At 70.9% G+C, this 25,541-nt stretch carries 23 protein-coding genes, 4 tRNA genes and 1 pseudogene; 14 read left to right on the top strand and 14 right to left on the bottom strand.

Features of this window, described 5'->3' with window-relative positions:
• The 7 genes from fliP to csrA all read left to right on the top strand — a co-directional run.
• A partial coding sequence (gene fliP / locus DEI91_RS08810; protein WP_309148050.1) for a flagellar type III secretion system pore protein FliP occupies window positions 1-719 on the top strand: 719 nt, incomplete at its 5' end.
• A 24-nt stretch (window positions 720-743) separates the two neighbouring features.
• Window positions 744-1,019: a flagellar biosynthetic protein FliQ gene (locus tag DEI91_RS08805; protein ID WP_110824888.1), complete on the top strand. Its 276-nt coding sequence runs from the start codon at window positions 744-746 to the stop codon at window positions 1,017-1,019.
• On the top strand, window positions 1,019-1,780 hold the full coding sequence (locus DEI91_RS08800) for a flagellar biosynthetic protein FliR (RefSeq protein WP_111051910.1): 762 nt from the start codon (window positions 1,019-1,021) through the stop codon (window positions 1,778-1,780). The genes DEI91_RS08805 and DEI91_RS08800 overlap by 1 nt, the downstream gene beginning before the upstream one ends.
• A gap of 4 nt (window positions 1,781-1,784) precedes the next feature.
• The gene (locus DEI91_RS08795) at window positions 1,785-2,978 is read left to right on the top strand and encodes a flagellar biosynthesis protein FlhB (protein WP_111051909.1); all 1,194 of its coding nucleotides are present in this window, start codon (window positions 1,785-1,787) and stop codon (window positions 2,976-2,978) included.
• On the top strand, window positions 2,975-5,029 hold the full coding sequence (locus DEI91_RS08790; RefSeq protein ID WP_111051908.1) for a flagellar biosynthesis protein FlhA: 2,055 nt from the start codon (window positions 2,975-2,977) through the stop codon (window positions 5,027-5,029). Before DEI91_RS08795 ends, DEI91_RS08790 begins: the two co-directional genes overlap by 4 nt.
• Window positions 5,004-5,966, top strand: coding sequence for a hypothetical protein (locus DEI91_RS16255; protein WP_111051907.1), 963 nt, complete (start codon window positions 5,004-5,006; stop codon window positions 5,964-5,966). Before DEI91_RS08790 ends, DEI91_RS16255 begins: the two co-directional genes overlap by 26 nt.
• Window positions 5,967-6,043: 77 nt before the next feature.
• A complete protein-coding gene (gene csrA / locus DEI91_RS08780) occupies window positions 6,044-6,295 on the top strand; it encodes a carbon storage regulator CsrA (protein WP_111051906.1) in 252 nt (83 codons plus the stop codon).
• A gap of 55 nt (window positions 6,296-6,350) precedes the next feature.
• Here csrA and DEI91_RS08775 read toward each other — a convergent pair whose 3' ends face one another.
• The 8 genes from DEI91_RS08775 to DEI91_RS08740 form a co-directional block, all read right to left on the bottom strand.
• Complete coding sequence (locus DEI91_RS08775) at window positions 6,351-6,971, bottom strand: hypothetical protein (protein ID WP_111051905.1); 621 nt, start codon at window positions 6,969-6,971, stop codon at window positions 6,351-6,353.
• Complete coding sequence (locus DEI91_RS08770; RefSeq protein WP_111051904.1) at window positions 6,968-7,570, bottom strand: DNA-binding protein; 603 nt, start codon at window positions 7,568-7,570, stop codon at window positions 6,968-6,970. The genes DEI91_RS08775 and DEI91_RS08770 overlap by 4 nt, the downstream gene beginning before the upstream one ends.
• An 86-nt stretch (window positions 7,571-7,656) precedes the next feature.
• Window positions 7,657-9,789 (bottom strand): acyl-CoA dehydrogenase, encoded by a 2,133-nt coding sequence (locus DEI91_RS08765; RefSeq protein WP_111051903.1) that lies wholly within the window; start codon window positions 9,787-9,789, stop codon window positions 7,657-7,659.
• Window positions 9,790-10,143: 354 nt separating this feature from the next.
• A complete protein-coding gene (locus DEI91_RS08760; protein ID WP_111051902.1) occupies window positions 10,144-10,434 on the bottom strand; it encodes a hypothetical protein in 291 nt (96 codons plus the stop codon).
• Window positions 10,435-10,567: 133 nt separating this feature from the next.
• Window positions 10,568-13,933, bottom strand: a complete 3,366-nt coding sequence (locus DEI91_RS08755; RefSeq protein WP_111051901.1) for an ATP-binding protein — start codon at window positions 13,931-13,933, stop codon at window positions 10,568-10,570.
• The gene (locus DEI91_RS08750) at window positions 13,930-14,736 is read right to left on the bottom strand and encodes a DUF4194 domain-containing protein (protein WP_111051900.1); all 807 of its coding nucleotides are present in this window, start codon (window positions 14,734-14,736) and stop codon (window positions 13,930-13,932) included. The genes DEI91_RS08755 and DEI91_RS08750 overlap by 4 nt, the downstream gene beginning before the upstream one ends.
• Window positions 14,733-16,265, bottom strand: a complete 1,533-nt coding sequence (locus tag DEI91_RS08745) for a DUF3375 family protein (RefSeq protein WP_111051899.1) — start codon at window positions 16,263-16,265, stop codon at window positions 14,733-14,735. Before DEI91_RS08745 ends, DEI91_RS08750 begins: the two co-directional genes overlap by 4 nt.
• Window positions 16,266-16,413: 148 nt before the next feature.
• A tRNA-Val gene (locus DEI91_RS08740) sits at window positions 16,414-16,486 on the bottom strand.
• Window positions 16,487-16,734: 248 nt separating this feature from the next.
• On the opposite strand from DEI91_RS08740, the gene DEI91_RS08735 reads away from it, so the two are divergent.
• The 3 genes from DEI91_RS08735 to DEI91_RS08725 all read left to right on the top strand — a co-directional run bounded on the left by DEI91_RS08735 (window position 16,735) and on the right by DEI91_RS08725 (window position 17,061).
• A tRNA-Gly gene (locus tag DEI91_RS08735) sits at window positions 16,735-16,806 on the top strand.
• Between the two features lie 86 nt (window positions 16,807-16,892).
• Window positions 16,893-16,966: transfer RNA gene (locus tag DEI91_RS08730), tRNA-Cys, on the top strand.
• Window positions 16,967-16,989: 23 nt separating this feature from the next.
• A tRNA-Val gene (locus tag DEI91_RS08725) sits at window positions 16,990-17,061 on the top strand.
• A gap of 494 nt (window positions 17,062-17,555) precedes the next feature.
• On the opposite strand, the gene DEI91_RS08715 is transcribed toward DEI91_RS08725, so the two are convergent.
• From DEI91_RS08715 to DEI91_RS08695, 5 genes are read right to left on the bottom strand one after another with little or no spacing between them, the layout of a single operon-like run.
• Complete coding sequence (locus DEI91_RS08715; protein WP_111051898.1) at window positions 17,556-17,957, bottom strand: cupin domain-containing protein; 402 nt, start codon at window positions 17,955-17,957, stop codon at window positions 17,556-17,558.
• Complete coding sequence (locus DEI91_RS08710; RefSeq protein WP_111051897.1) at window positions 17,954-18,151, bottom strand: carboxymuconolactone decarboxylase family protein; 198 nt, start codon at window positions 18,149-18,151, stop codon at window positions 17,954-17,956. Before DEI91_RS08710 ends, DEI91_RS08715 begins: the two co-directional genes overlap by 4 nt.
• On the bottom strand, window positions 18,148-18,999 hold the full coding sequence (locus DEI91_RS08705; RefSeq protein WP_111051896.1) for an SDR family oxidoreductase: 852 nt from the start codon (window positions 18,997-18,999) through the stop codon (window positions 18,148-18,150). The genes DEI91_RS08710 and DEI91_RS08705 overlap by 4 nt, the downstream gene beginning before the upstream one ends.
• 60 nt (window positions 19,000-19,059) lie before the next feature.
• Complete coding sequence (locus DEI91_RS08700; RefSeq protein WP_111051895.1) at window positions 19,060-19,575, bottom strand: cyclophilin-like fold protein; 516 nt, start codon at window positions 19,573-19,575, stop codon at window positions 19,060-19,062.
• Window positions 19,568-20,341, bottom strand: a complete 774-nt coding sequence (locus tag DEI91_RS08695; RefSeq protein WP_258374362.1) for an SDR family oxidoreductase — start codon at window positions 20,339-20,341, stop codon at window positions 19,568-19,570. Before DEI91_RS08695 ends, DEI91_RS08700 begins: the two co-directional genes overlap by 8 nt.
• A 156-nt stretch (window positions 20,342-20,497) precedes the next feature.
• On the opposite strand from DEI91_RS08695, the gene DEI91_RS16670 reads away from it, so the two are divergent.
• From DEI91_RS16670 to DEI91_RS08680, 4 genes and pseudogenes are all read left to right on the top strand, one after another.
• Window positions 20,498-20,701, top strand: coding sequence for a hypothetical protein (locus DEI91_RS16670; RefSeq protein ID WP_258374361.1), 204 nt, complete (start codon window positions 20,498-20,500; stop codon window positions 20,699-20,701).
• Window positions 20,702-20,813: 112 nt separating this feature from the next.
• Window positions 20,814-21,701: pseudogene (locus DEI91_RS08690) on the top strand (helix-turn-helix transcriptional regulator); the annotation flags it as partial.
• A gap of 36 nt (window positions 21,702-21,737) precedes the next feature.
• Window positions 21,738-23,000 (top strand): MFS transporter, encoded by a 1,263-nt coding sequence (locus DEI91_RS08685; RefSeq protein WP_111051941.1) that lies wholly within the window; start codon window positions 21,738-21,740, stop codon window positions 22,998-23,000.
• A gap of 577 nt (window positions 23,001-23,577) precedes the next feature.
• Window positions 23,578-23,820 (top strand): hypothetical protein, encoded by a 243-nt coding sequence (locus tag DEI91_RS08680; protein ID WP_146244239.1) that lies wholly within the window; start codon window positions 23,578-23,580, stop codon window positions 23,818-23,820.
• Window positions 23,821-24,407: 587 nt separating this feature from the next.
• Here the strand turns inward: DEI91_RS08680 and DEI91_RS08670 are convergent.
• Window positions 24,408-25,433, bottom strand: coding sequence for an LLM class flavin-dependent oxidoreductase (locus DEI91_RS08670; RefSeq protein WP_111051892.1), 1,026 nt, complete (start codon window positions 25,431-25,433; stop codon window positions 24,408-24,410).
• Window positions 25,434-25,541: the final 108 nt, after the last annotated feature.

Genomic DNA, 25,541 nt, shown 5'->3' with positions numbered 1-25,541 from the left:
GAGATGTGTATAAGAGACAGACGCTGAAGCCGCCCGCGACCCCGTCGACGGGCGGCTTCAGCGTCGACGTGAACGGGCCGGACGGCACCCCGTCGTCCGCCGTCGTCACGCTCATCGGGATCACGTTGCTCAGCGTCGCCCCGGCGCTGCTGCTCATGATGACGTCGTTCACGAAGATCTTCGTCGTCCTCGCCATGACCCGGAACGCCCTCGGCCTGCAGTCGATCCCGCCGAACCAGGTGATCGCCGGACTCGCGCTGTTCCTGTCCCTCTTCGTGATGGCACCGGTGATCGGCCACGTGAACGACGACGCCCTGCAGCCCTACCTCGCCGGGAAGATCGACTTCCAGCAGGCCGTCGACGCCGGGACCGCACCGCTCCGCACCTTCATGCTGCACCAGACCCGCGACGAGGACGTCGCCCTCATCACGCGTGCCGCCGGCCGCGACAACCCCGCGCGGATGGCCGACGTGCCGATGACCACCGTGATCCCGGCGTTCGTCATCTCCGAGCTGCGGAGCGCGTTCATCATCGGGTTCGTCATCTTCATCCCGTTCCTCGTCATCGACCTCGTCGTCTCCGCGGCCCTCATGTCCATGGGCATGATGATGCTCCCGCCGGTGATGATCTCGCTGCCGTTCAAGATCCTGCTCTTCGTCCTCGTCGACGGGTGGGGCCTCATCATCACGTCGCTCATCGAGAGCTACCACGTTGTCTAGCGTCGTCCGGCCCGGGAGGCGCCCGTGAACCAGCAGGCGGTCATCGACCTGACCCTCCAGGCGCTCCTCGTCGCGGGGAAGCTCGCCGCGCCCGTCCTCGTCACCTCGCTCGTCGTCGGGTTCGCGATCTCGCTGTTCCAGTCCGTGACGCAGATCCAGGAGGTCACGCTCTCGTTCGTGCCGAAGGCCCTCGCCGTCGCCGTCGCCCTCGTCGTCTGTGGCAACTGGATGATCTCCGAGATGGTCGCGTTCACGCACGTGGCGTTCGACATGATCCCGAAGCTGCTCGGGAGCGGCTGATGGAGCTCCTGTTCGACGCGGCCCGGCTCGAGGGCACGATGCTCGCCGGCGTCCGGCTCGTCGCGTTCTTCGTCGTGGCCCCGCCGTTCTCGTACCGCGCGTTCCCCGGCGTCGTGAAGGTCATCCTCGGCCTGGGACTCGCGATCGGCGTCGCTTCGAAGGTGACCGCCGGCTACGAGCAACTCGACACCGCGACCTTCCTCGTCGCGCTCGTGACGCAGCTGCTCGTCGGCCTCGTCCTCGGCTTCATGGTGTACCTCGTCTTCGCCGCGGTGCAGTCCGCCGGAGCGCTCATCGACCTGTTCGGCGGCTTCACGCTGGCGCAGGCGTTCGACCCGCAGTCGCAGGTGAACGGCGCGCAGTTCACCCGCCTGTTCCAGATGGCGTCCCTCGCACTGCTGTTCGCCTCCGGCGGGTACCAGCTCATCATCGGGGGACTCGTCCGCTCGTTCGACGGGGTCCCGCTCGTGGACGGACGGTTCCCGATCGACGGCGTCGCCCCGATGCTCGTCGCGGCCTTCGGGCAGATGTTCCTCGCCGCACTGCAGATCGCGGGGCCGCTCGTCGTCGTGCTCTTCCTCGCCGACGTCGGCCTCGGGTTGCTCACGCGTGTCGCCCCCGCCCTCAACGCGTTCCAGATGGGCTTCCCGATCAAGATCGGGCTGACCGTCCTGTTCGCCGGCGCGCTGTTCATGGCGCTGCCGAGCGTCGTGTCGTCGCTCACCGGCGACGCCGTCCGGGCCATCACGGGCAGGGGGTGACGGCATGTCGGACAGCGGAGAACGCTCCGAACAGGCCAGCGCGAAGCGGATGCGCGAGGTGCACCGGAAGGGGCAGCTCGGCCGGTCGCAGGACCTCAGCGCCTGGATCGGCATCGCCGCGGCCGCGCTGATGTTCCCCTCGCTCATCGGGCACGCGTCGGCCGCCGGACAGCAGCAGATGCGCGCCGTCGCGCTCGTCATCGCCGACCCCACGATCGGCACGATGCGGCACGTGTTCGACGAGGCCCTCGCGTCGATCGGCACGACGCTCGGTCCGATGCTCGGGGTCGTCGCGGTCGCCGTGCTCGCCACCTCGGTCGCGCAGGGCGGTGTGCACATCAAGAAGCTCACGCCGGAGCCCGACCACTTCGACCCGGTCGCCGGGCTCAAGCGGGTGTTCGGGACGCAGGCGCTGTGGAACGGCGTCAAGGCACTGCTGAAGACCGCGGTGGTCGGCCTCGTGCTCTGGTTCGCGGTGCAGGGGCTCGTCCCCGTCCTCATGTCGAGCGGGTCCCTGCCGTTGACCAGCGTCCTCGAGGCAGCCGGTGCGGGCGCGGGCACCCTCCTGCAGGCCGCCGTCGCCGCCGGACTCGTGCTCGCGGCCATCGACGTCTTCGTGGTCATCCGCCGGAACCGCAAGCGCACCATGATGACCAAGCGCGAGGTCAAGGACGAGAACAAGCAGGCCGAGGGCGACCCACTCGTGAAGTCCCAGCGGCGGTCGCGCCAGCTCGCCGCCAGCCGCAACCGCATGATCGCCGCGATCGGTACCGCCGACGTCGTCATGACCAACCCGACGCACTACGCGGTCGCGATCAAGTACGAGCCCGGCAAGTCCGCGCCGAAGGTCGTCGCGAAGGGTGCCGGGCCGGTCGCCGACGCCATCCGGCAGAAGGCCGAGGAGGAGCGCGTGCCGATGGTGCGGGACGTCCCGCTCACCCGCGCGCTGCACGCGGCGTGCGAGCTCGGCCAGGAGATCCCGGTCGACCTCTACACGCCCGTCGCCCGCGTCCTGTCCTTCGTCATGACGCTCGCCGCCCACGGTGCCGCCACCGGGACGCACACGCCGCCGCGTCCGACCACCCCGGACGAGGTCGCCACCGTCCTCGACCCGACGACGCTCACCGGCGACGTCCGCCCCCGGAAGCTCCGCACCCCGCGCAGCGTCCAGAACGAACCAGAAGGGGTCCCCGCATGAAGCGCTCCGACCTGCCGAAGCTCGTCGTGCCGGTGTTCATCGTCGGCATCATCCTGCTGCTCATCCTGCCGGTACCGCCGTTCCTGCTGGACTTCCTCATCATCTGCAACATCCTGCTGGCGCTCGTCATCCTGCTCACGACGCTGTTCGTCAAGAAGCCGCTCGACTTCTCGGTGTTCCCGTCGCTGCTGCTCGTCGCGACGCTGTTCCGGCTCGGTCTCAACGTCGCGTCGACCCGGCTCGTCCTCGGCGAGGGGTTCGCCGGCGACGTCATCCAGGCGTTCGGTCACGTCGCGGTCGGCGGGTCGATCATCATCGGCTCGGTGATCTTCCTCATCCTCATCGTCATCCAGTTCGTGGTGGTCACGAAGGGCGCCGAGCGCGTCGCCGAGGTCGGCGCACGCTTCACCCTCGACGCCATGCCGGGCAAGCAGATGGCGATCGACGCGGACCTCAACGCCGGCCTCATCACGGACGCCGAGGCGAAGGAGCGCCGTGCGGCCGTCTCCGCCGAGGCCGACTTCTACGGCGCGATGGACGGCGCCTCGAAGTTCGTGAAGGGCGACGCGATCGCGGGCATCCTCATCATCGTCATCAACCTCATCGGCGGCATCGCGATCGGCATGCTGCAGAACGGCATGAGCGCGACCGACGCCCTGGCGCACTACGGCATCCTGACCATCGGCGACGGGCTCGTCACGCAGATCCCGGCCCTCCTCATGGCCGTCTCCACGGGCATGATCGTGACGCGCTCCGGCGCGGAGACCGAGATGGGCACCTCGGCCGCCGACCAGCTCTCACAGTCCCGGGTCGCGCTCATGATCGCCGGTGCCGCCGCCGTCGCGATGGGCTTCATCCCCGGCATGCCGATCCTGGCGTTCCTGCTGGTCGGCGGCACCCTCCTGTTCACCGGCTGGCGACTCGGTCAGAACACGAAGAAGGCCGCTGCAGCAGCCGCGGAGCAGCAGGCCCTCGCCGCGGCCGCCCCGCCGAGCGACACCCCCGAGGACCTGCTCGAGCAGATGCGCGTGCACGCCCTCGAGATCCTCCTGGCGCCCGACCTCGTCGACATGGTCTCCGGCGCCTCCGACGACCTGCTCGGTCGGGTCCGGGCACTCCGCCGCAAGATCGCGATCGACATGGGCATCGTCGTGCCGCCGGTCCGCACCCGGGACAGCATCGACCTGCCGCCGTCGACGTACGCGATCCGCATCGCAGGCGTCGAGGCCGGCCGCGGCACCGCCCCCGCGCGGAGCGTCCTGGCCCTCGGTGAGCAGCTCGACGGCCTGCCGGGCGACCCCACGGTCGAGCCGGTGTTCGGACTGGCCGGCAAGTGGGTGCCCGCGGAACTCCGGCACGCCGCCGAGATGACCGGCGCGACCGTGATCGACCGGGTCTCCGTGCTCGTCACGCACCTGCAGGCCGTGATCGGTGACAACGCGGCGCGCCTGCTCACCCGCGAGGACGTCAAGGTCCTGACGGAGGGCGTCAAGCAGGTGAACCCCGCCGCGGTCGAGGAGCTCGTGCCGGGCATGCTCTCGATGGCGGAGCTCCAGCGCGTGCTGCAGGGGCTGCTGGTCGAACGCGTGCCGATCAACGACCTCGGACGCATCTGCGAGGCGCTGACCCTGCGCGCGAAGGTCTCCACCGACCCCGAGGGGCTCGTCGAGGCCGCACGGGCCGCGCTCGGGCCCGCCCTCGCCGCCCGGCACCTGGACGGTGCCGTGCTCCGCGTGATCATGATCGACCCCGTGCTCGAACAGGCCATGCTCGAGGGGCTCCGTCCCTCCGAGCAGGGCACGCAGATCCTCCTCGACGCGCACCGGATCGAACAGGTCCTCGGCTCCGTGCGGGACTCGGTCCGCGCCGTCGAGGAGCAGGGCCTCTCCGCCGTCCTGGTCTGCGCCCCGCAGCTCCGGCCGGCCGTGCACCGCATGGTGTCCGCGCAGGCGAACGGCCTGCCGGTGCTCTCCTACCAGGAGGCCACGGCAGCGGGCTCCACCATCGAGACCGTGGGGGTGGTCCGTGCCGCCGATCCGATCGCAGCGTAGCGGGGCCACGCTCGACGAGGTCCGCGCCGCCGTCCTCGCCGAGTTCGGCCCGGGCGCGCGCATCGTCGCCGCGGAGCGCGTCACGACCGGTGGGGTCGCCGGTCTGTTCCGCAGGGCGCACGTCGAGGCGACGGTGGAGGTCCCGGACCCGCTCGACCCGCCGACCGCCCGCGTCACGATCGCCGCCTCACCGGCCAAACGGGTCGGCATCGCGGCGCTCCTGGCCGACGCCGAGGCCGCCGAGGCCCGGATCGCGGACACGGACGGCACCTCCGCCACCCGTGCCGACGCCTTCGCGTCGGTGCTGGACGGCTTCGCCGCCGACGGGCTGGCCCCGCCGCGCCGGGCCGCCACCGGACCGTCGTCGGCCGAGCCGGGCCTCCCGGACGTCCCGTCCGGGCCGACGTCCGCTGTGGCGGTCGCGTCGATCACCTCGGTCCCGTCCGCCGTGCCGGGAGGCCCGGACGAGGACCCGTGGGCCGAAGTGCGTCCCGAACTGCCCACCCCACCGCCTCCCAGGCCGACCAGACCGCCCGCGCCCGCCGTGTGCTCCGCCGACGGCGACCTCGTCCTGTTGGTCGGACGTGCCACCGACGTCGACGCCGCCGCCGGCGTCTTCGCGAGCCGACACGGACTGCGTCCGACCCCGGCCTCCGACCGACGCAGCGGGATCCTCGCACGTGCCGACGCGGTGCGGGACGGCGTGGCGCTGCTCGCGGTCGCCGCGTGGACCGACATCACGACGACCACCTCGCTCGCGCCCGACCAGGTGTGGGTCGTGGTCGACGCCGGGCGGAAGCACGAAGACGCCCTCGCGATGCTCGCCGCGGTGGCGGAGACGCCGGTGCCGCTCGCCGGCGTGCTCGCCATCGGCGCCGAGGAGACCGCGACGCCGGACACCGTGCACCTGCTCGGCCTGCCGGTCCGCACGCTCTGACGACGGTGCTTGCCCCGGCGGTCGTCCCGACCCGTGTCCCGGCCGGGGGGCGACGCGTGAGTCGCTAGGCTTGTCGGGTGCTGGTACTCACGCGCAAGGTCGGCGAGCGGATCCTCATCGGTGACGACATCGTCATCACGGTGCTCGACTCCCGCGGCGACGGCGTCCGGATCGGCATCGACGCGCCCCGCGGCGTGAAGATCCAGCGCGAAGAAGTGGTCCGGGCCGTGGCCGAGGCGAACGTCGCCGCCGCTGCCGGAGCCGACCACGACGCCGAAGCGCGGCTGCGCGCGGCTCTCGGCGCGCCGCGCCCGCCCGTCGCCGACTGACGGCCGCCGAGGTCTGCTTCGCGGCGCCGAGCTCCGTCGCGCAGGCGCGGCGCTGTCAGGACAGCAACACCACGGCGGCGGCGCATCCAGCCCACAGGCTGCTGGCGAGCGTCCCGACGATGAAGCGCTCGCGGGCTTCAGCGGTGTCCAGCTCGGTGAACCGGCCGAGGCCCTTGATCGCGATCACGGCGGCGATGATCTCGAAGCGTCCGACCAGGGCCGCGCCGACGATCGCCGCGCGCTCGGGGTGACCGATCGCTGCGCCTCCCCGCATGACCTCCTGCACGCTCGAGGACCCGGCCGTACTCGCGGTGGCGCTGCCGGTCGGGTCCTGCTGGTCCGTTCCCTCACCCTGTGGTCCGTTCGCGTCGACGACGATCCCGCCGTTCTGGCCGGGGACAGACGACGGACGCACCGTCAGGCCGAGGACGAAGGAGGTGACGGAACTGCCACCCACCACGCCGAGTGTGACGACCGCGAGACCGGCAGCGGTGGCGAGCACCGGTGACGGAGCAGGGAATCGGAGATCGAACACGGTCGCGAGCATCAACACGGCGACGACGACGAGGGGCGGTGTCGCCCGCCAGACCGGCGGGAGTCCGCGCCACGACGACACGACGGTCGACACCGTGGCCAGCAGCACGGTGGACCCCCAGGCCGTCCACTGCCAGATCACGCGGCGCGGTCCGTCTCGGCCAGGAGGCGGACGAGAGCATGGTGCACCTGCGCCTCACCACGGAGGCCGGCCGCCGCTGAACGGGCTGACACTGCCTGCGGGGTTATCCCGAGCGCTCTCGCGGCTGCGGCGCCGGAGAGCCCGCCTTCGAGGAGATCTGCCAGCTCCCACCCTTCGGGCGACCGCTTCGCGCGGTTCCGCAGGGTCTGTGCGAGCAGGGCCTCGACATCGGGGCCGGAGAAGACCCGGTCGCCGTCGACCTCGACCGCGAACCGGTCCGGAGACCGCTTCGCGCGCTCGACAGCGGTCCGCGCGAGGAAGAACGCGGGCCCGGATGCTGCACGGGTCGATGTCGGGAGGGGGAGCTGGACGTCTCCGATGCCGATCCCCACGTTCCAGTCTCCGGACCGCGTCAGGTGGAGCAACGCGTCCAGGGCTGCTTCCGGCTCGTCCGAGAGGAGCTGGAACTCGTCCCCGGCCGTTCGCTCGGGACCGAGCACGACCCGGTCGCCGAGTCTGTGCCGGAGTTGCTCGATGGCGACGTCGACGCGGTCGTCGTGTGACCGACTCGCGATCTGATCAGCGGTGATGACGTACATCGGACCTCCCGCATCAAGTCCAGCAGCTTGATGAGACCATCATCAAGCCCAGCGGCTTGATCGACGACCGTCGGCCGGACCCCGGATCAGGGGCGCGGCTTCTTCTCCTGTTCCGGCAGCCGCCCGGCGGCGCGCTCGGCCTCGTACCAGGCGCGGGCCTCGTCCTGCCGCGCCTGCTCCGCCCCGCTCGCGATGGGGGAGCGGACGTGCGCCGGCTCGTACCCGAAGGAGGCGATGAGCTGCGGCACCACCGGACGGAGCCGGGCGACCAGCCGGTCCACGTACGCGGAAACGGCCCGGGCACGCTGCGCCGAGATGCGTCCGTGCAGCAGGTGCCAGTCGAGGTGCTGCTCGACGAGCCCGAGCGCGAACAGGTCGCGGAGCCAGACGAGCACCGTGTGGGTGTCGCCCGGCGGGACGTCGGCGATCGCCTCGGTGAACGCCTCCCACTGCATGAGCTCGGCGTGCGCCTTCGACGCCTCGATGAGCTCGTGCTGCGAGCGGTTCAGCAGCTCGGCCGCGCGGGCACGGTCCTTCCCGGCGGTGCGGAGCCGCATGCCGATCCCGGTGACCATCGTCTCGACCCGTCCGACGAGCAGGGCACGCTGCGTCTCCGGGTCCTGCAGGTCCGCGACCGAGGCCGCGAGTGACCCGCGGTCTGAGACGGTCTGCCCGAGCCGGCGCAGCCCGGTCGCATCCGCCAGCTTCGACCCGACCTGCGCGGCGACGAACTTCGCCGTCGACGCGGCGTCGCGCGGCGCGGCCTTGCGGAAGTCGGTGAGCAGGCGCTTGCCGACGAGCTGGAGGAGCACGGTGTTGTCACCCTCGAACGTCACGTAGACGTCGAGGTCGGCACGGAGGCCCGTGATCCGGTTCTCGGCGAGGAAGCCCGCACCGCCGGTCGCCTCGCGGCACTCCTGCAGCGTGTCGAGGGCAGACCAGGTCGACATGGCCTTGAAGGCCGCGGCCTGCGTCTCGAGGTCCTCGCGGCGCTCCGGCGTGTCCTGTCGGCCGCTGAAGACGTCGTCGAACGTCTGCAGGAGCTTCTCGTGTGCGAACGACTGGGCGAACACGGTCGCCAGACGGGGGATGAGCCGGCGCTGGTGGCGGCCGTAGTCGAGCAGCACCCCCTCCTGGCCGTCGCCGGTCGGGAACTGCCGACGCTCCATCGCGTAGGTCAGGGCGATCTGCAGCCCGATCTTCTGCGCCACGACCGCGGCGCCGTCGAGGGAGACACGTCCCTGCACCAGGGTGCCGAGCATCGTGAAGAAGCGGCGCCCGGGGGAGTCGATCGGGGATGAGTACGTGCCGTCCTCGGCGACGTCGCCGTACCGGTTGAGCAGGTTCGTGCGCGGGATCCGGACGGAGTCGAACCAGAGCCGACCGTTGTCGATGCCGTTCAGGCCGCCCTTGACGCCGTCGTCCTCGCCACCGACCCCGGGCAGGAAGGCACCGTCGTCGTCGCGCAGCGGGACGTAGAACGCGTGCACGCCGTGGTCGACGCCCTGCGTGACGAGCTTGGCGAACACGACGGCGGCCTTGCCGTGCAGGGCCGCGTTGCCGATGTAGTCCTTCCATGCGCCGCGGAACGGCGTGTGCACGACGAACTCCTGCGTCTCCGGGTCGTAGGTCGCGCTCGTGGCGATGTTCTGGACGTCCGACCCGTGGCCGGTCTCGGTCATGGCGAAGCAGCCGGGCACGTCGAACGCGATGATGCCGGGCAGGAACTCGCGGTGGTTCCGCTCGGTGCCGAGGTGGTGCACGGCGGAGCCGAACAGACCCCACTGCACGCCCGCCTTGATCTGCAGCGAGGGGTCGGCGACGGTGAGCTCCTCGAACGCCGCCAGGTTGCCACCGTGGTTGTCCTGACCGCCGAACTCCGGCGGGTACGGACGCTGGATCGCGCCGGCGTCGACGAGGATCCGCAGCTGCTCGAGCGTGCGCGCCCGGTGCTCGGCGAGGGGCTGCCCCTCGATCTTGTGCAGCGCCGGGTCGCGGACCAGCCGACGGGAGATGCGGCGGTCCTCGGCCCACCGGCCCAGCAGGTGCTCGGCGAGCAGGTCGACGTCGATCCGGACGTCGGTGTCGGTGCCGCCGGTGGGCGTCCCCGCCGCGGTGTCGCCGGTCGCGTCGGCCTTCGGTGCGCTGACCCCACCGGTGCTGGTGCGGATCGTGCTGCCGGCGGTGCTGCTGCTGCGGCTCGGTGCGGTGTCGACCATCGGGTGCCTCCTGGACTGCGCGGTTCGCCGACCGCGTCACTGCTCCGGCGGTCCGACCGCTCCAGCGTAGGCACGCGTGTTGCGGAACGCACGACCGCGGTGCCGGCCCACAAGCGGGACCCGGCGGCACGTCCCTCCGTTGGTGGGAACCCTCCAACGCCCGGTCGCTCCCGTCCGGTAGCCTGGACGGAGCCACACCGGCCCCGGACCACGAGGAGTCACCCCATGCTCGAGCTCATCGCAGGCATCATCATCGGCATCGGCGTCATCGGTGGTGTGGGCACCTGCATGGCTGCCGCCGCGATGATGAAGGCCGGCTCCGAGGAGTACTGATCCGCCTGCGGTGCTGACCGGTCAGGACGCTCCGGCGTCGACCGGGTCGGACACCGGGTCCATCGGGACCGGCACCAACTGACGACTCTGGACGGTCGCGCGCTCGAACGGGCCGCGGCCGTCCGTCGTGTACGCGGGCTCGTCGAACTCGACGACCCAGGCGACGCGGACCCCGGCTCCGGCGTAGCCGGCGAGCTGGGCGCCGCCCGGGGCGACGATGAGCCCGATCGGCTCGTCCGCCCAGTGCTCGCCGCGGTCCGACGGCACGACCCGCACGACGGCACCGATGCCGAGCACCGGCAGGTCCGGCACGACGGGTGCGTCAGATGCGTCAGATGCGCCAGGGGCAGCGGGGCGGGGGTCACGACGTCCGAACACGCGACGACCCTACCGCCGGCCGCCCGGAGGCCGCCGACGGACCATGCTCATGCCCGGCGGACCGCGCTCAGACCCGGCGGATCTCGGTCACCGACGAGTACCCGGTGTCCGGGTGCTTCCGCATCGACAGCAACCGCTCCATGGACGGCTCGAGTGCCGTGACCTTGTCGAGCGGCGCGCTGACGACGAGCTGGAAACCGAGTCGGAGCCATGCCGTCACCGCACGACCGGCGAACTCCGAGTCCGCCTTGATGAACGCCTCGTCGAGGAACACCGGGGCGAACCGGGGCCGGGGGCGGGTCTCGTCACCGAGCTGGTACCGCAGGGCCGCGCCCACGATGAACGCGACGAGCTCCTGCGTCTCACCGCCGGACTTGTCGCCGAGGGACGAGTACACGCCCAGGTCGTTGCCCTCGACGTCGTAGCGCACCGCCGTGATCTCCATGTGCCGTCGGACGTCGAGCACGGCGTCGCGCTGCGTCGTCCGGCCACGGGGTGCTTCCGGGTCACGCCGGATGACGCCCATGAACCGCCGCAGTCGCCGGAAGCGGGTCTCGAGCACGTCGTCGGTCAACTCGGCGTCGACCGAGGCCGACAGCGCGCGGAGCTCCTTGCGGAACTGCGTCACGTCCTCGCGGGTGACACGGCGGATGACGATCTTCAGCCGGTCGCGGTTCGCCCCGAACGGCAGGTCGCGGAGGATCTCGTTCACGGGTTCGAGCCGCTCCTCGATCTCCACGACGGCGCGGTCGAACGCGCCGGAGAGCGGGACGAGGTCCTCGCCGCTCCACTGTGACAGCCGACGGCGCCACTCGCTCCGCCGGGCGTGGAGGCCCGTGGCGACGATCTGGTCGAGGATCGCGCGGTAGTCCGGGTACGAGGCCACCCCGGTCCCCAGGTTCGGGTCCGGCCAGGCGTCCTGGTACCGCTCGAACGTCGTGGTGAGCGCCACCGACGCCGTCGCGGCGCCGTCGAGCGCCTGTGCGAGTCGCTCCTCGAGGCGACGGCGGAGACGTCTGGTCGCGTCGTCGAACCCGTCCACCCCGTCGGGGGCGCCGACCTCGTCGAACGCCTCGGCGAGCAGGCGTTCCTGCTGTTCGTCCGGCAGCCGGTCCGGTGCGTCGGCGAACCGCTCGAGGATCTCGGCGGCCGCGTCCTGGCCGTCCACGAGCACGGCGTGCCGCTCCTCCAGGCGCTTGACGCCGAGCCGCGCGGCGGACCGTCGGTCGGCTGCCTCGTCGAGCGCGGCGCGCAGGCGGGCGACGGACTCGCGGAGCGTCCGCAGTCCGTCGTCGGCGGCGAGCAGGGCGTGTCGCTCCTCCTCGAGGCGGGCGAGGGCGGCGTCGGCACCGGCGACGTCGACGGCGTCCCACGTGACGTCGACGCGGTGCTGGTGCGCTGCCCGGAGCACGTCGAGTGCGGCGAGGTCCTGCGCGATGTCGGTGCGCCGGGCCTCCAAGGCGGTGAGGTCCGCCGCGATCTCGGCGAGCTCGGTCTCCACGGCACGGACCCGCGACTCGTTCGTGAACCCGATGACGTTCGCCTGGCGTCGGTCGCCGTGTGCACCGCGCCGGCCGTCGCGGAGCTGGCCGGACACGGTCACCCGACGGCCGCCGCCGCCGAGCTCGGCGGCGTCGGCGACGCAGCGGGCGTCGATCCGGTCGGACTCGATGCGCTCCCGCACCCAGGTGCTGAACGGTGACGCCTTGATCGCGAGCTTCCCGGACACCATGTCGCGGTCGCCGGGCAGGTCCAGGTGCGGGCCGAGCGGCACGCCCTCGAACTGCACACGCACGGGGAGACGGAGGCCGTCGATGGCGGCGCTGAAGTCGTCCAGCCGGTCCTCGTCGACGAGCAGGGTGCGGGCGACCGGAGCGAGCACCGACTCGATCGCGGCGCGCCACTGCTCTTCGGCCGGCAGCACGTCGAGGAGCTCGGCGACGAACGGCACGTCCACCGGGTCGAGTCCGGCGGCCCGGGCCATCGCGACCCGCGCCTCGTGCATCGGCAGCGGCATGGCGCCCTGGCGGTGCTCGAGCGACCGGCGCTCCTGGCGCAGGGTCCGTTCACGGTCGAGGAGCGGGTACTCCTCACGGGTCAGGGCGTCACGCCGGGCGTCGAGCTCGTCACGTCGTGCGGCGTAGGTGCCGAGGAACTCGTGGCTCGCCCGCTGCGCCTCGGTGAACGCCGACTCGGTGGTGACCGGTTCGTCGAGGGGTGCGGTGCGCTCGTCGAACACCTCGCGGGAGCGGGCGACCGCGGCACGCTCGCGGGTCCCGCGGTCGATGCGGTCCTCGAGCTGTGCGAGTGCGTTGCCGCCGGAGTCCCGGAGCCGCGCCTCGGCGTCGCGGAGCTCGACCTCGACGGCGGCGTGTCGGGCGGACGCGGCTTCGACCTCGGCGCGTGTGGCGGTGCGCTCCCGGGTGTTGCGCTCGACCTCGAGGTCGAGCAGCTCCCGCTTCCGCGACGCCGTCCAGTGCGCGAACGGCGAAACGTCGGCGCCGGTGGCGATGCCGTCGAGTGCGGCGGCCGCGGCCCGGGACCGCTCGATCTCGTCGTGCAGGTCGGTGATGGGGGAGAGGATGCGGACCTTGCGCTCCTCGGTGTCCATCGCCTCGTAGGCCTCGTCGAGTGCGGCGAAGTGCGCGAGGGCCCGGTCGGCGGCCTCGTAGGTGCCTGGGGTCTCGAGCACGAGGGACTTGTAGAGCGCGTCGACGGTCGGCATGTGCTGGCCGGCCTGGATCCGGGCGAGGAGGCGCATCGCCCGGTTGCCGCCGCCGGAGTCACCGATGCCCAGACGCGTCTGCAACGTGTACGCGAGCTCCTGGTAGGTGTCTCGGATGACGAGGCCCGGGATCCGCCCGGTGAGTTCCAGGTGCGCGAACCGCGAGGGCACGAAGTCCTCGAGCCGCCGCAGGTCGAACACGTCGTCGACCGTCGCCATCGTCATCTGGATGTCGGCGACACCGCGGGCCCGACGCGGCACGATGTACGCGCGCAGGACCGTGAAGCGGCGCTCGTCGTCGTTCCGGAACGTGACCGCGACCGCGCCCCACGTGGTCTGCTCCTCGCCGCGCAGGGTGACGTCCTGCAGTGCACCCGTCTCCGGGTCGCGGCGGGTGTCGACCTTCCCGCGCAGGTACGTCAGCAGGTTGCGCTGGTCGGCGCTGCGGGCGCGTCCCGTCGTCGCGTCGTTCGAGGCGCCGTTGAACGGCACGTCGGACGGCATCATCACCGCGAGGTACGCGTCCATGAGCGTCGACTTGCCCGTCCCGGACGCGCCGGAGATGAGCGTCGCCGTGCCGGACAGTTCGACGTGACGGTGGCCCTGGAAGCCGCCCCAGTTGACGACCTGCATGGACTCGGCCCGCCACTGGGCGACGGTGTCGAACAGCGCGGGGATCCCGGTGGTGTCGACGTCGACGGTGCTCACGCGCGGTCCTCCTCGTTGTCGTCGGCGTCCGTGCCGGCGTCGGTCTCGCCGTCGCCGTCGCCGGTGGCGTCCGCCCCCGTCGGACCGGCCGGGAGGCTCGTCCCGGCCCCGTCGGTCGGCTCGCCGCCGCCGGTGGCCGCGGTCCGCAGCCAGGTGTCGAGCTCGACGAGGCGCTCCAGCGGGAGCAGCACCTCGACGACGCTCGCGACCCGGAAGCGGTCCGGGTCGGTGGTCTTCGACAACACCCGAGCCGTGACCAGGCGCTCGATGGCCTTGGCGACGCGGGCCTCGTCGCGCGTGCGGTCGGTGGCGGTCGCGGGCCGGAAGCCGGACACGTGCCCGAGGATCTCGGACCGGTCGACGACCACCTGGTCGGGCCCCGGCCGGGCGTCGGCGCGCAGGCGCATCCGCAGGTAGACGAGGACGATCGTCTCCTCGCGCGTGTACGGGGCGTCGCGGAGCAGGGTCGGGAAGCCACGACGGGTGCTCTCCGAGCGGGCCTGCCGCTTGAAGGCCACCTCGCGGTCGCGGTCGACGTGGAGTTCGAGGAACAGGTCGTTGAGACGGGACCGGAGCTGGTGCTCCGCGTCGAGGACCGCACGCCACTCGTCGACGTGCGTCCGGGCGCTCACGTACGGGTGCCGGAGCAGCGCGACCAGGGCCCGACGCTGCGGTTCGTCGAGTCGGCCCTCGTCACCCTCGAACAGGGCGAACGTGCTCTCGTCGCGCTCGTCGACGAACACGCCGGAGGCGTCCTCGAACGCGACCTCGTCGTCGACGGGTGCTGGTGTCGTGTCGGTCACCGTGCCTCCTGGCCGGGTTCGTCGTCGGGGTGCGCCGTCCGGCCCCGGTTGGGCAGCGCGGCGGTCGGCATGTGGAAGGTGACCGGTGCACCGTCCGGCCGGACCGTGCGGTGCGGTGCGGTCTCGGTGCCGGCCTCGAAGTCGTCGTGTCCGGTGAGCAGGTGCGCGAGCCCGAAGAGCTCGACGGGACGACGCTGGTCGGGGGGCAGCTCGTGGAACGCCTCGACGCTCGATCCGGCGGTGGAGGCGTCGAGGACCGACCGGAGTTCGGCGAGGAGCGGGCCGCCGTGGCGGCGCAGCGACTCGACGTCGATCTCCTCGAAGACGTCGTCGTCCGGCTCCTCGATCGGCGGCGGCACCGACTCGGCGTCCGGGTCGTAGAACTTCTCGCGCAGCGTGCCGACGGCGGCGGACGGGGGCAGCAGGCCGAGCGGGACGCGGTCCCGGGCGGAGCTGACGTCCATCCACGCCGCCAGGCCGCGGTTCACCGAGCGGAGCACCGCGTCGAGCTCGCGGTCCCGCACCACGTCGTGGGCGACGATCTGGTCACGGAGCGTCGCGGTGAGCATCCGACGCTGGGCGAGGACGTCCTCGATGCCCTGCCGGAGGATGCCGACCGTGCCACGGAAGGTCCGGCGTTCGGTCGGGCTGAGCGAGTCGGCGAACGGGTGCCCGAGGATCGTGGTGATGTCGTCGCGGAGGCGCAGCAGCAGGGCGTCGTCACGGAGGAGCTCGAACGCGCCCTGGAAGGCCCGGCCCTCCGGCGTCGACTCCATCAGGTTGTCCGTGCGCGCGAGGTAGTCGTCGAGGATCTCGCCGATCGGGCGCACCTCCTGCCGGAAGTCCTCGACGATCTCGCGGTGCATGGTGGCCACCGCCTCCTCGACCCGCTTGAAGTCACTCGGGAGCTGTCGGATGAGGTCGGTGATGTTCGCGTAGCCGTCACGCATCCGGTCCTCGTCGACCGTGACGACCTCGTCGCCGCGGGCGAGACGGTCACGCTCGGCCTGGAGTTCGGCGATCTGCGCGTCCAGGCGTCGCACCTGGGCGTCCCGGTCCGGTTCGGCCCGGTCCGCCCAGCGGTGCACGGCGTCGACGATCATCGCGAGACGGCTCTCGCTGATGAGGGCCCGCTCGGCGGACAGGGCGTCGATCAGGCTGAGCGCCTCGAGGGCGTGGCTCGTCAGGCTGTACTGCTCGTCGCCGTCCGAGGAGTTCGAGCGCACCAGCCACTGTGCGGCCACCCACTCGCGGCAGAGGGACCGACCGTTCGGGCGGGGCACCTCGCCGTCGGGGAGGTCAACGGGGGAGTCGCTCGCCGGCACGCGGGCCCCGGTGGCCTGCAGGCGCGCGACGTGCTCCTCGACCTGCAGGTGCATCCGCTCGGCGGGGACGTACTGCACGTCACGGTCGAACACCGTGCGGAAGACCGAGACCACGGCGGCGCTCGTCGGACGCGACATGAGTCGGAGCGTCGGCCGGTCGAGCACCTGCCTGACCCTGGCGAACTCGAGGTCGACGTCGGTCATGCTGCCCCTGGTGGTCGGACGGGTCGTGGGTGTGAAGAGGTGGTGGTGTGCGCAGAGGTGGTGGGATGCGCAGAGGTCGTGGGATGCGAAGAGCCCGACGCGGTTGCGTCGGGCTCTTCGGGTGGTGTTCCGGCCCTGGACGGGCTCGTGGGCGATACCAGACTCGAACTGATGACCTCTTCGGTGTGAACGAAGCGCGCTACCAACTGCGCCAATCGCCCCCTGCACTTGCGTGCGGATCGATAGTAGCGGATGTCGGGCCGTGCTCCGAACACGCGTCGCCGGTCGCGCGCGTCGCTCACGGCCAGACCGGCCGGGAGGCCCATGGAGACCCCGCCGATCCGCACCGCTCCGGGGGACACGCCCGGTGGACGGAACCGGTTTTGGAGAAACAGCGTGATCTGGGTACAGTTTACGAGTCGCCGCGAGAGCGGGTCGGACAACACCGGTGTGACTCAGGTCAGACCATGCGGATGTGGCGCAGTGGTAGCGCATCACCTTGCCAAGGTGAGGGTCGCGAGTTCGAATCTCGTCATCCGCTCGAGGTGCCTGTCTTCTCCGGAAGACAGCAACTCTCCAGAAGAGGTATCCCACCGATCGGGTACTACGCCAGACGTGGACCTTGATGGTGGGGTGGCCGAGAGGCGAGGCAGCGGCCTGCAAAGCCGTCCACGCGGGTTCGAATCCCGTCCCCACCTCCAGTCCGCTCCGGCGGAACTCATCTGGGCGATTGGCGCAGCGGTAGCGCGCTTCCCTGACACGGAAGAGGTCACTGGTTCGATCCCAGTATCGCCCACAGTACGAAACCCCCGGGAAACCGGGGGTTTTCGCGTTGCCCGAGTGCGGCGGCATCGGAGAGCCATGGCGCCTGGCGCGGTCTTGGCACGTTTCGCTCGTTCACAGATCGGGAGCAGCTTCTGCTGCCCTCCGATGTCGCGGGTGACGATCCCGTCCAGCTCGTACTGCGTCCAGCCCTTGCTGAAGGAGGCGTCGCTCAGTACGACGGCTGCGAACCGGCTGATCGCACCGAGCGTCTGAGACAGATCCGACTGGGTCCGGTAGGCCGGGCTTGATGTACGCCGGTCCGCGTGCGCGATGGCTCGGGCGGCCGCATCCGCTGCCGTTGACGCAAACGACCTGCGCAGCGTCATCCCCTGGCTCGAGACGTGGAAGGTCACCCTGCATTGACCTCGGGCGCCTTCCGGCGCAGACGACCGGTCGCCGATCGTCGAATGAGACGAGCGAGACCTCTGTGTTGCGCAGAGGTCTCGCTCGTTGTGGTGGCGTGGGTCAGTGCCCGTTGAACTCGTCGTCGGTGATGTGTTCGAGCCACGTCGTGGTGGTGGCAGGATCGTCACCGTTCTCGAGCATCGCGATGTGTTCCATGAACACTCCGGGGGCTGCGGCGTGGAAGTGTTCCTGGCCGGGCGGGGTGTAGATCGTCTGGCCGGGGTGCACGTCGATGATCTGACCGTCGCGTGTTCCGAAGCGGCCGACACCGGCTGTGACGCGGAGGTACTGGCCCTTCTCGTGGGAGTGCCACGCTGTGCGGGCGCCGGGGGCGAAGCGAACGGTCGCGACGACCATGTGCTGTCCGTCTTCGTGAGGGAGCGCGATCGGGTCGAGCCAGACGTCTCCGTCGAACTGCTCCGGCGGGTTCTTCGAGGTCGGTGTTGCGGGCTCGATGTTCACTGTTCCTCCGGTGCGAAGAGTCGCTTCGCGACGCCCATCGCTGCCATGCCGTTCGGCCAGCCGGCGTAGAGCGTCACGTGGGTGATCGCTTCGATGAGTTCGTCCTGGGTGACGCCGTTCTCGACGGCGCGGCCGAGGTGGAAGCGGAGCTGTTCGGTGTTCCCGCCGCCGATCTGCTTCGGCTGATCAGTCATGCCGCTGCTCCTTCGTGGTTGAGGTCGTCGGAGAGCTCGGGGAACGCACGGGCCTGCTCGGCGAGCTGCGCACCCTTCTGCACGATCCCGTCGACACTGTCCTCGCCTGCCGGGAGTCGCAACGGCGGCTCGGGCATGGCGGCGAGCTTGATGATCGTCTGTGCGAGCTTCGCGGGGTCGCCGGTCTGCCGGCCTTCCATGCTGCGGAAGAACCCCTTGGCCTGGTCGGACAGGGGCGCGTAGTCATCGACGTGCACGTCGCCCCAGAACGTCGAGTTGCCCTCGGCGAGGAGGTCGGTGCGGAAGAAACCGGGCTCGACGACGGTGGTGTGGATCCCGAACGGCTCGACCTCGCCTCGGAGTGCTTCCATCCAACCTTCGAGCGCGAACTTGGAGGCGGAGTAGGCGCTGCCGCCAGCGTTGGCGACGATGCCCGCGGTCGAGCTGATGCTGATGATCCGGCCGGAACGCTGCTGTCGCATGAACGGCAGGACGGCTCGGGTCACGTTGAGGGCGCCGAAGAAGTTGGTGTCCATCTGCGTGCGGAACTGCTCCGCGCTGAGCTCCTCGAAGAAGCCGGCCTGGAAGCTGCCGGCGTTGTTCACGAGGACATCGATGCGTCCGAACTGCTCGGTCGCGGCGGCGACCGCGGTGGTGGCGGCGCTCTCGTCGGTGACGTCGAGCGCGACGGCGAGGAGGTTGTCGTGCTCGCCGACCGCGTCGCGGACTCGTTGTGCGTCGCGGCCGGTGGCGACGACGTGGTGGCCTGCGGTGAGGGCTGCGCGAGCGAACTCGGTGCCCATGCCGCGGCTTGCTCCGGTGACGAGCCAGACCTGGGTGTCGATCATGAGGTGACGCTTCCTGTTCTGCGAGGAGACGAGATCGTTCCCCGCGAGTGCGGCGCGATGTCAGTTCGCGCGTTGGATGGTGGCGGAGAAGTCGCCGTCGTGGCGTTGGATCGGGGTTGTCTGCTCGAGGGTGCCGATCCGGGCGATGCCGTCGTAGCGGCTGACGTCGCCGTAGTAGAAGACGACGTTGCCCCAGGGGGCGTAGTAACCGATGTCGCCGGGGATCGGGTCGTCGCCGGCCGGCATGCGGGTCATGGGCAGCTCCTGATCGAGGTGCCCGATCTTCTCTTCGCCGTTCAGGTCTCCGAAGTCCAGAGTGAGGGGCAGCCGGGACAGGAGCGCCCGTGCGGGAGCGGTGTCGTTCAGCGAGCCCTTGATCACGGTGTCGCCGATGCGGATCTGGATCGGAGTGTTCGCTGCGCTGCTCGCGGTGGCGGATGCCGTACCCGGTGCGGCCCCTGCGGTGACGGTGTCGGACGACGTGGCAGGGCCCTCACTGGAACAGCCCGTGGCGAGGACGCCGAGCAGGGTGACGATGGGGAGTGTGAGTGCTGCGTGGAGCCGGCGGTCACCCAACGGTCCGCCCGCCGTCGACGATGAGCGTGTGGCCGACGGTGAAGGCACCACCTTCGGAGCACGTCCACAGCACTGCCGACGCGATCTCTTCCGGTCGACCCATCCGTCCGATGGGTTCCTGCGCGGTCATCGTCTGCCGGCCTTCGTCGGTGCCGCCGGTGACGCGGCCCATCATCACGGTGTCGATGACGCCGGGCGCGACGGCGTTGATCCGGACGCACTGGTCGATGTACTCCAGCGCCGCGGACTTCGTCAGGCCGATCAGCCCGTGCTCGGCGGCAGCGTGAGCGGCTTGCCCGGCGATCCCGATGACGCCTGCCCCGGAGGAGGTGTTGACGATGGAGCCGCCCCCCGCGGCGATGATCGCGGGGATCTCCTGCTGGATGCAGAGGAACACTCCTCGCAGGTCGGTCGCGACGATCCGGTCCCACTCCTCGACCGGGAGGTCCGCGGTCGGCGTCTGCTCCTGCTCGATGCCGGCGTTGTCGAACGCGATGTCGAGGCGACCGAACGTGCTGACGGTGTCCGCGACCGCTGCGTGCACGTCGTCGGCATTGGTGACGTCGACGGGGAGGGTGAGAGCTCCTCCACCGTCGTCGCGGATGAGCTGCGCTGTCTCGTCGAGGCTGTCAGCGGACGTGTCGGCGAGGGCGACTCGGGCGCCCTCCGCGGCGAACGCCTGCGCGGTGGCGCGGCCGATGCCGCTGCCGGCGCCGGTGATGAACGCGACCTTGCCGGTGAACAGGTCGGGGCTGGTGCTGGTCATGCTGTCCTCCTGATGGTGGTCAGTTGTCGAGGTCCGCGGCGTAGGTGCGGAAGTCGCCGCGTTCGGTGTGGATGCGCCAGATCGTGTCTGCGAGCACGGTGGGCTCGTGGGAGGGCTCTCCGCCGCCGATGCCGCGCGGGATGAGCCGACGTACTCGTGACCCATCGGGACGGGCTCATCGACCGCGTCGTCACCGCGGTACGGCCAGAGGTCGGATCCGCAGACGCAGGCCGCGACGAGCTTGGTGATCGCGTCGGTGGGCTGCTGGATGGTCGGCTCGTCACGCTCGTCGACGCGGACCTCGCGGGCGGCATGCATGATCGTGGCGAGCATCAGATGCGGATCCGATCGTTCGGGTGATTCGTGGTCATCACCATCGAACGGCTGTCATCGCACGGGTAGTGAGGTTCTGCCTAAACGGGGTCTTGCAGACCCTCTCTGACCCGGAGGATCACCGCCTACCGTGGTGGGTATGGACAACCGAGCTGAAGTGCGTGACTTCCTGGCGTCGCGCCGGGCGCGCATCACGCCGGAGCAGGCCGGCGTCGAGCAGTTCGGCACCCGACGCCGTGTCCCCGGGCTGCGCCGTGAGGAGGTTGCTCGCCTCGCCGGCGTCAGCGTCGACTACTACACCCGCCTCGAACGCGGGAACCTGTCCGGCGCCTCCGACAGCGTCCTCGACGCGATCGCGTCGGCGCTGAGCCTGGACCGTGCCGAGCATGACCACCTGTTCGACCTCGCACGCGACGCGAACGCCACGACGACCCGCGCACGAGCGAAGACCACATCGGCCGCGGCGCAACTGCCCGCAACGGTGCAGTACATGCTCGACGCCATCACCGACGCGCCTGCCATCGTCGGTAACAACCGGATGGACGTCATCGCCGCGAACACCCTCGGGTTCGCGCTGTACTCCGACATGTACCGCGGGACGGCCCGGCCCGCGAACCACTCCCGGTTCATCTTCCTCGACCCCCGCGCGTACGACTTCTACCCCGACTGGGATCGCGCAGCGAACGTCAACGTCGCGATCCTCCGCCGCGACGCCGGCCGGAACCCCCACGACCCAGGTATCGCCGCGCTCGTCGGGGAACTCTCCGTCCGCAGCGACGAGTTCCGCTCCAGGTGGGCGGCGCACGACGTCCGGCGCCACTACTCCGGCGCGAAGAGCTTGAACCACTCCGTCGTCGGCCTGCTCGAGCTGCCCTTCCAAGGCATGGAGCTCGAAGACGTTCCCGGCCACACCCTCACCGTCTACCCCGCTGTGCCCGGCAGCCCCACCGCTGACGCGCTGAGACTGCTCGCGTCGTGGGCGGCCACCGAACAGATCGCCGAGAAGGCGCGAGCCGTCACCCACAGCTGGCAGCGCCCTGCACGAACCCCGTCCGCTCCTGGCGTGCGGGGTTCTCCACCATGCCTTCGGCCGTCCCACAGCCGATCCTGCAACGAAAGCCTCGCCGTGACCACGACAACGTCCAGCCAGCCGACGATCCCCGACACCGGGCGTGACCGCCTGCCCTGGTTCCCGCTCGCCCTCCTCGCTGCGATCGGATTCGTCCTCGTCGCCATGGAGACCATGCCAGCCGGGCTGCTGCCCGTCATCGCGGACAGCATGCACACCAGCGAAGGCACCGTCGGCTTGTTCGTCAGTGCCTACGCCATCGGCACCGTCATCGCCACCGTCCCGGCGATCGCCCTCACCAGAGGGCTTCGCCGGAAGCCGCTGATCATGACCGCGATCGCGGTCCTGATCCTCGCGAACACCCTCACCGCCTTCGCGCCGAACGTCGCCGTGGCCCTCATCACCCGGTTCATCGCCGGTGCGATGTCCGGAACGATCTGGGGCATGTTCGCGACCTACGCCCGCCGCATCAGCCCCGCTCGCTTCGCCGGCATCTCCCTCGCGATCGTCTCCACCGGCGCGCCCGTCGGCTTCGCGCTCGGAACGCCCCTCGGGTCCTTCATCGGCAACGCGTTGAGCTGGCGGTGGTCGTTCACGGGCCTCAGCCTCATCGGCGTCGTGATCCTCGCCCTCATCGCCGTGTTCGTCCCCGACGCCCCCGGCCAGACCAGCGCCGCGAAGCTCTCCGTCGCGAAGGTGTTCCGCATCCGCGGCATCGCGATCATCCTGGCCGTCATCGCCACGTGGATGCTCGCTCACAACACCATCTACACGTACATCTCCCCGTACCTGCGCGCCACCGACACCGGCGTCAGCGCGGGACTGATGCTGCTGGTCTACGGCATCGCCGCGATCGCCGGTGTCGTCATCACCGGCGCACTCCTGGATCGGCACCCGAGGCCCCTGCTGCATGCCAGCGCAGGACTGTTCGTGGTCACCGGCGTGATCCTCCTCGTCGGCCACACCTCAACCGTCGCGATCCTGATCGCAGCGGTGCTGTGGGGCGTCAGCTTCGGTGGAGCGTCCACGCAGCTGCAAGCAGCCCTCACCACAGCAGGCGGCGAGAACGCCGACGTTGCCAGCGCGTTCCTGCCAGTCGCGTTCAACATCGCCATCTTCGCCGCCGGGATCTTCGGTGCCGCACTCCTCACCGTCTTCGACGGCCTCGTCCTCGCCGTGGTGATGGTCGCCTTCGGGGCAGTCGCGGTCTTGCTCACCGTGATCGGACGCCGCTCCGCGTTTCCCGCGAAGCTCTGACGGGCGAGCGATACGTCCGGAGCGCCATCCTCCACCGCGATGGTGCACTCGTGGAATCGGTGCGACGCCAGCGGTTCTGCAACGCCGTCGAAGGTGAACCGACTCGCCTCCGCGCGGATCTCGTCGTGTGGCGGCAGAGGGGTGTCGTCGACGTCCTCGATCTGAAGGTCGGGAACGCTGACGCGCCGGACTGAGTGCTGCAGAAGGACCGGAAGCAACTCGCGCGCTCCGTTCACCTTCGAGCGCCTTCGCCGCATCGTTCAGCTCTTCGAGAGCAGCAGCACGCGGCGGAGGACCTCCGGAGGTCGAGCACACGGTCGATGACGTCGGCATCGGGTCGTGGCAGTGGTACCCGGTCGTCGTCGACCCACACCTGCACCCAGTCCACGTCCACGTGGCGAACGGGAGGCGCGGCGACGTTCGGCACCGCACCTCTGACTCACACCTGGTGCTGTATCCGCGGGTCGAGCCCCGCGGGGGGCAACCGGAAGGACCTCGCCGCGTTCCACCGTTGCGAGCAATGCCTCCTCGGTGCGTGTCCGAACGGCGCGGCGTCCTCGCCGCCTACGCTGTCGCCATGACTGGTCTTCGCACTCTCACCCTCGTCGGAGGCATCATCGCCGCTGTCTCCGGCCTCGTCGCCGTCGCCGGCACGGTGCTGGTCTTCGCCGGTGGCTTCGACGGCGGCGCGAACATCGGCGCGGGCTTCTTGCTCCTGCTGAGCATGCTGGGCGCAGTCGTCGGTGGGGTGGTCCTCGCCGTCGCCGGCGTCCTTCGCCTCGTGACCAGCCGCCGGCCGGGCACGACCACAGTACGATGAGTCCCACACCGGTCGAGGGCGAGACGTATCGGCGGCCTCCTTCGTGATCGGGTCGGGGAGCGCATCAGCGCTCGCGTGGCTGGGGAGGGACGGACCCGTTTCGTCCGTGCGTCCCATCGAAACGGTGGCGTCCATCCGAGCGTCGCGACGGCGAAGCGGTACCTCGGATCGCGCATGAGTGGGTTTCACGCAGTCGGTCACCGGCGCGGACCCGTCGGGCCCGCCTGACGTCCACGCGTCGGACCGGGGTCGACTCCAGCCGCCGGGTCACCGGTCATCGCGCCGCCCACCACGGCGGCGGTGTGGACCGACGCACCGGGGCTTCGGCCGCCGGGGATCGTTGTCCGTGGGACGGTGGAACGGCCCGCTGAGCCACGGCGGACGCGCCGCGCCGGAGAGCGCGCCGTGTGGTTCGGATCCCGTCCCCACCTCCAGTCCGCTCCGGCGGAACCCATCTGGGCGATCGGCACAGCGGTAGCGCGCTTCCTGGACCACAGAGACCGGCCGGGGCGTTCGTCGCTCCCGGAGGCTCGCGCCGTCGGGCGCTCGGCAGGCACGTGACGATCCGGGCCGGGAGCGGCCTCGCGTCAGACCCTGGTGGTCGGTGTCCATCCGAGTTCCGACCCGAGTCGCTCGGCGATGTCCGAGATGATCTGCGCGTACTCGTCGGGCTCGAACGAGAACGGCAGGGCGAACGCGACCTCGGTGGCGACGTGGTACCCCGCGTCCGCACGGAGCCGGTCCGCGATCTCGACCGACGAGCCGACGAGGTCCGCGGCGAACAACAGTCCCGCCGGACCCGTCGGGACGCCGACACGGTCGGCGCGGCGCTCGGCGTAGGCCCGGTACCGCGCCTCCTGTTCCCGGGTCGCGGTGTCCGTCGGGATCACCACGAGTCCCTGGGAGACCCGGGCGGAGGCGGGGTCGGGGTGTGCGTCGAGGTATGCGTCGACCTGGGCGCGCTGGTTCGTGGCGAAGTCCATCCCGATCTCGCTCCGGGTGACGCTCGAGGTGAGCAGGTGGAAGCCGTTGCGGGCCGCCCAGACGGCCGACGCCGTACTGCCCGTCCCGTACCAGAGCCGGTCGACGAGCCCCGGGCTGTGCGGCTGGACTGTGGTGTCGAACTCCTCGGACCCGCGCCGCGCGGCGACGGGCACGACCGCGTCACCGCGCACGAGGTCGCGGAAGCGGAGGAGCCGGGCGGTGCCGAGGTCCTCGTGCTCGGCGGTGTCCGGGTAGATCGCCTCGCGGTAGAGGTCGAAGTGCATCGGGGTCCCGACGGAGAAGCCCGGGTTGAGGCGGCCACCGAGGAGCACGTCCACGGTCGCGAGGTCCTCGGCGAGACGGAACGGGTTCTCGGCGCCGATCGGCGTGACGGCCGTGCCGAGGGCGATGCGCCGGGTGCGCTGCGATGCGGCCGCCATCACGGCGACAGGGGAGGAGACACCGTGCTGCAGGTGCCGGTGGCGGAGCCACGCACTGTCGAGGCCGAGGGCCTCGGCGCGTTCGATGACGCGGAGCGTGTCCTCGTGACCGGCTCCGGGGCGAGCCGGGTCGAAGGTCCCGATGGTCAGGAAGCCGAGGCGCTCGAGGGGTCGTCCGTCGGTGGGCATGGTCCGATCGTCCCAGACGGGCGCTGTCCGCTCCGTCGCGTGCCCCAGCGCACCAGCAGAGCGATGAGGGCCCAGCCACGCTCCGACCGTACCCCGGTGGACGGCCGA

The organism is Curtobacterium sp. MCBD17_032 (genome assembly GCF_003234855.1).
Classification (GTDB): domain Bacteria; phylum Actinomycetota; class Actinomycetes; order Actinomycetales; family Microbacteriaceae; genus Curtobacterium.
This window is presented reverse-complemented; position numbering and strand designations above follow the sequence as displayed.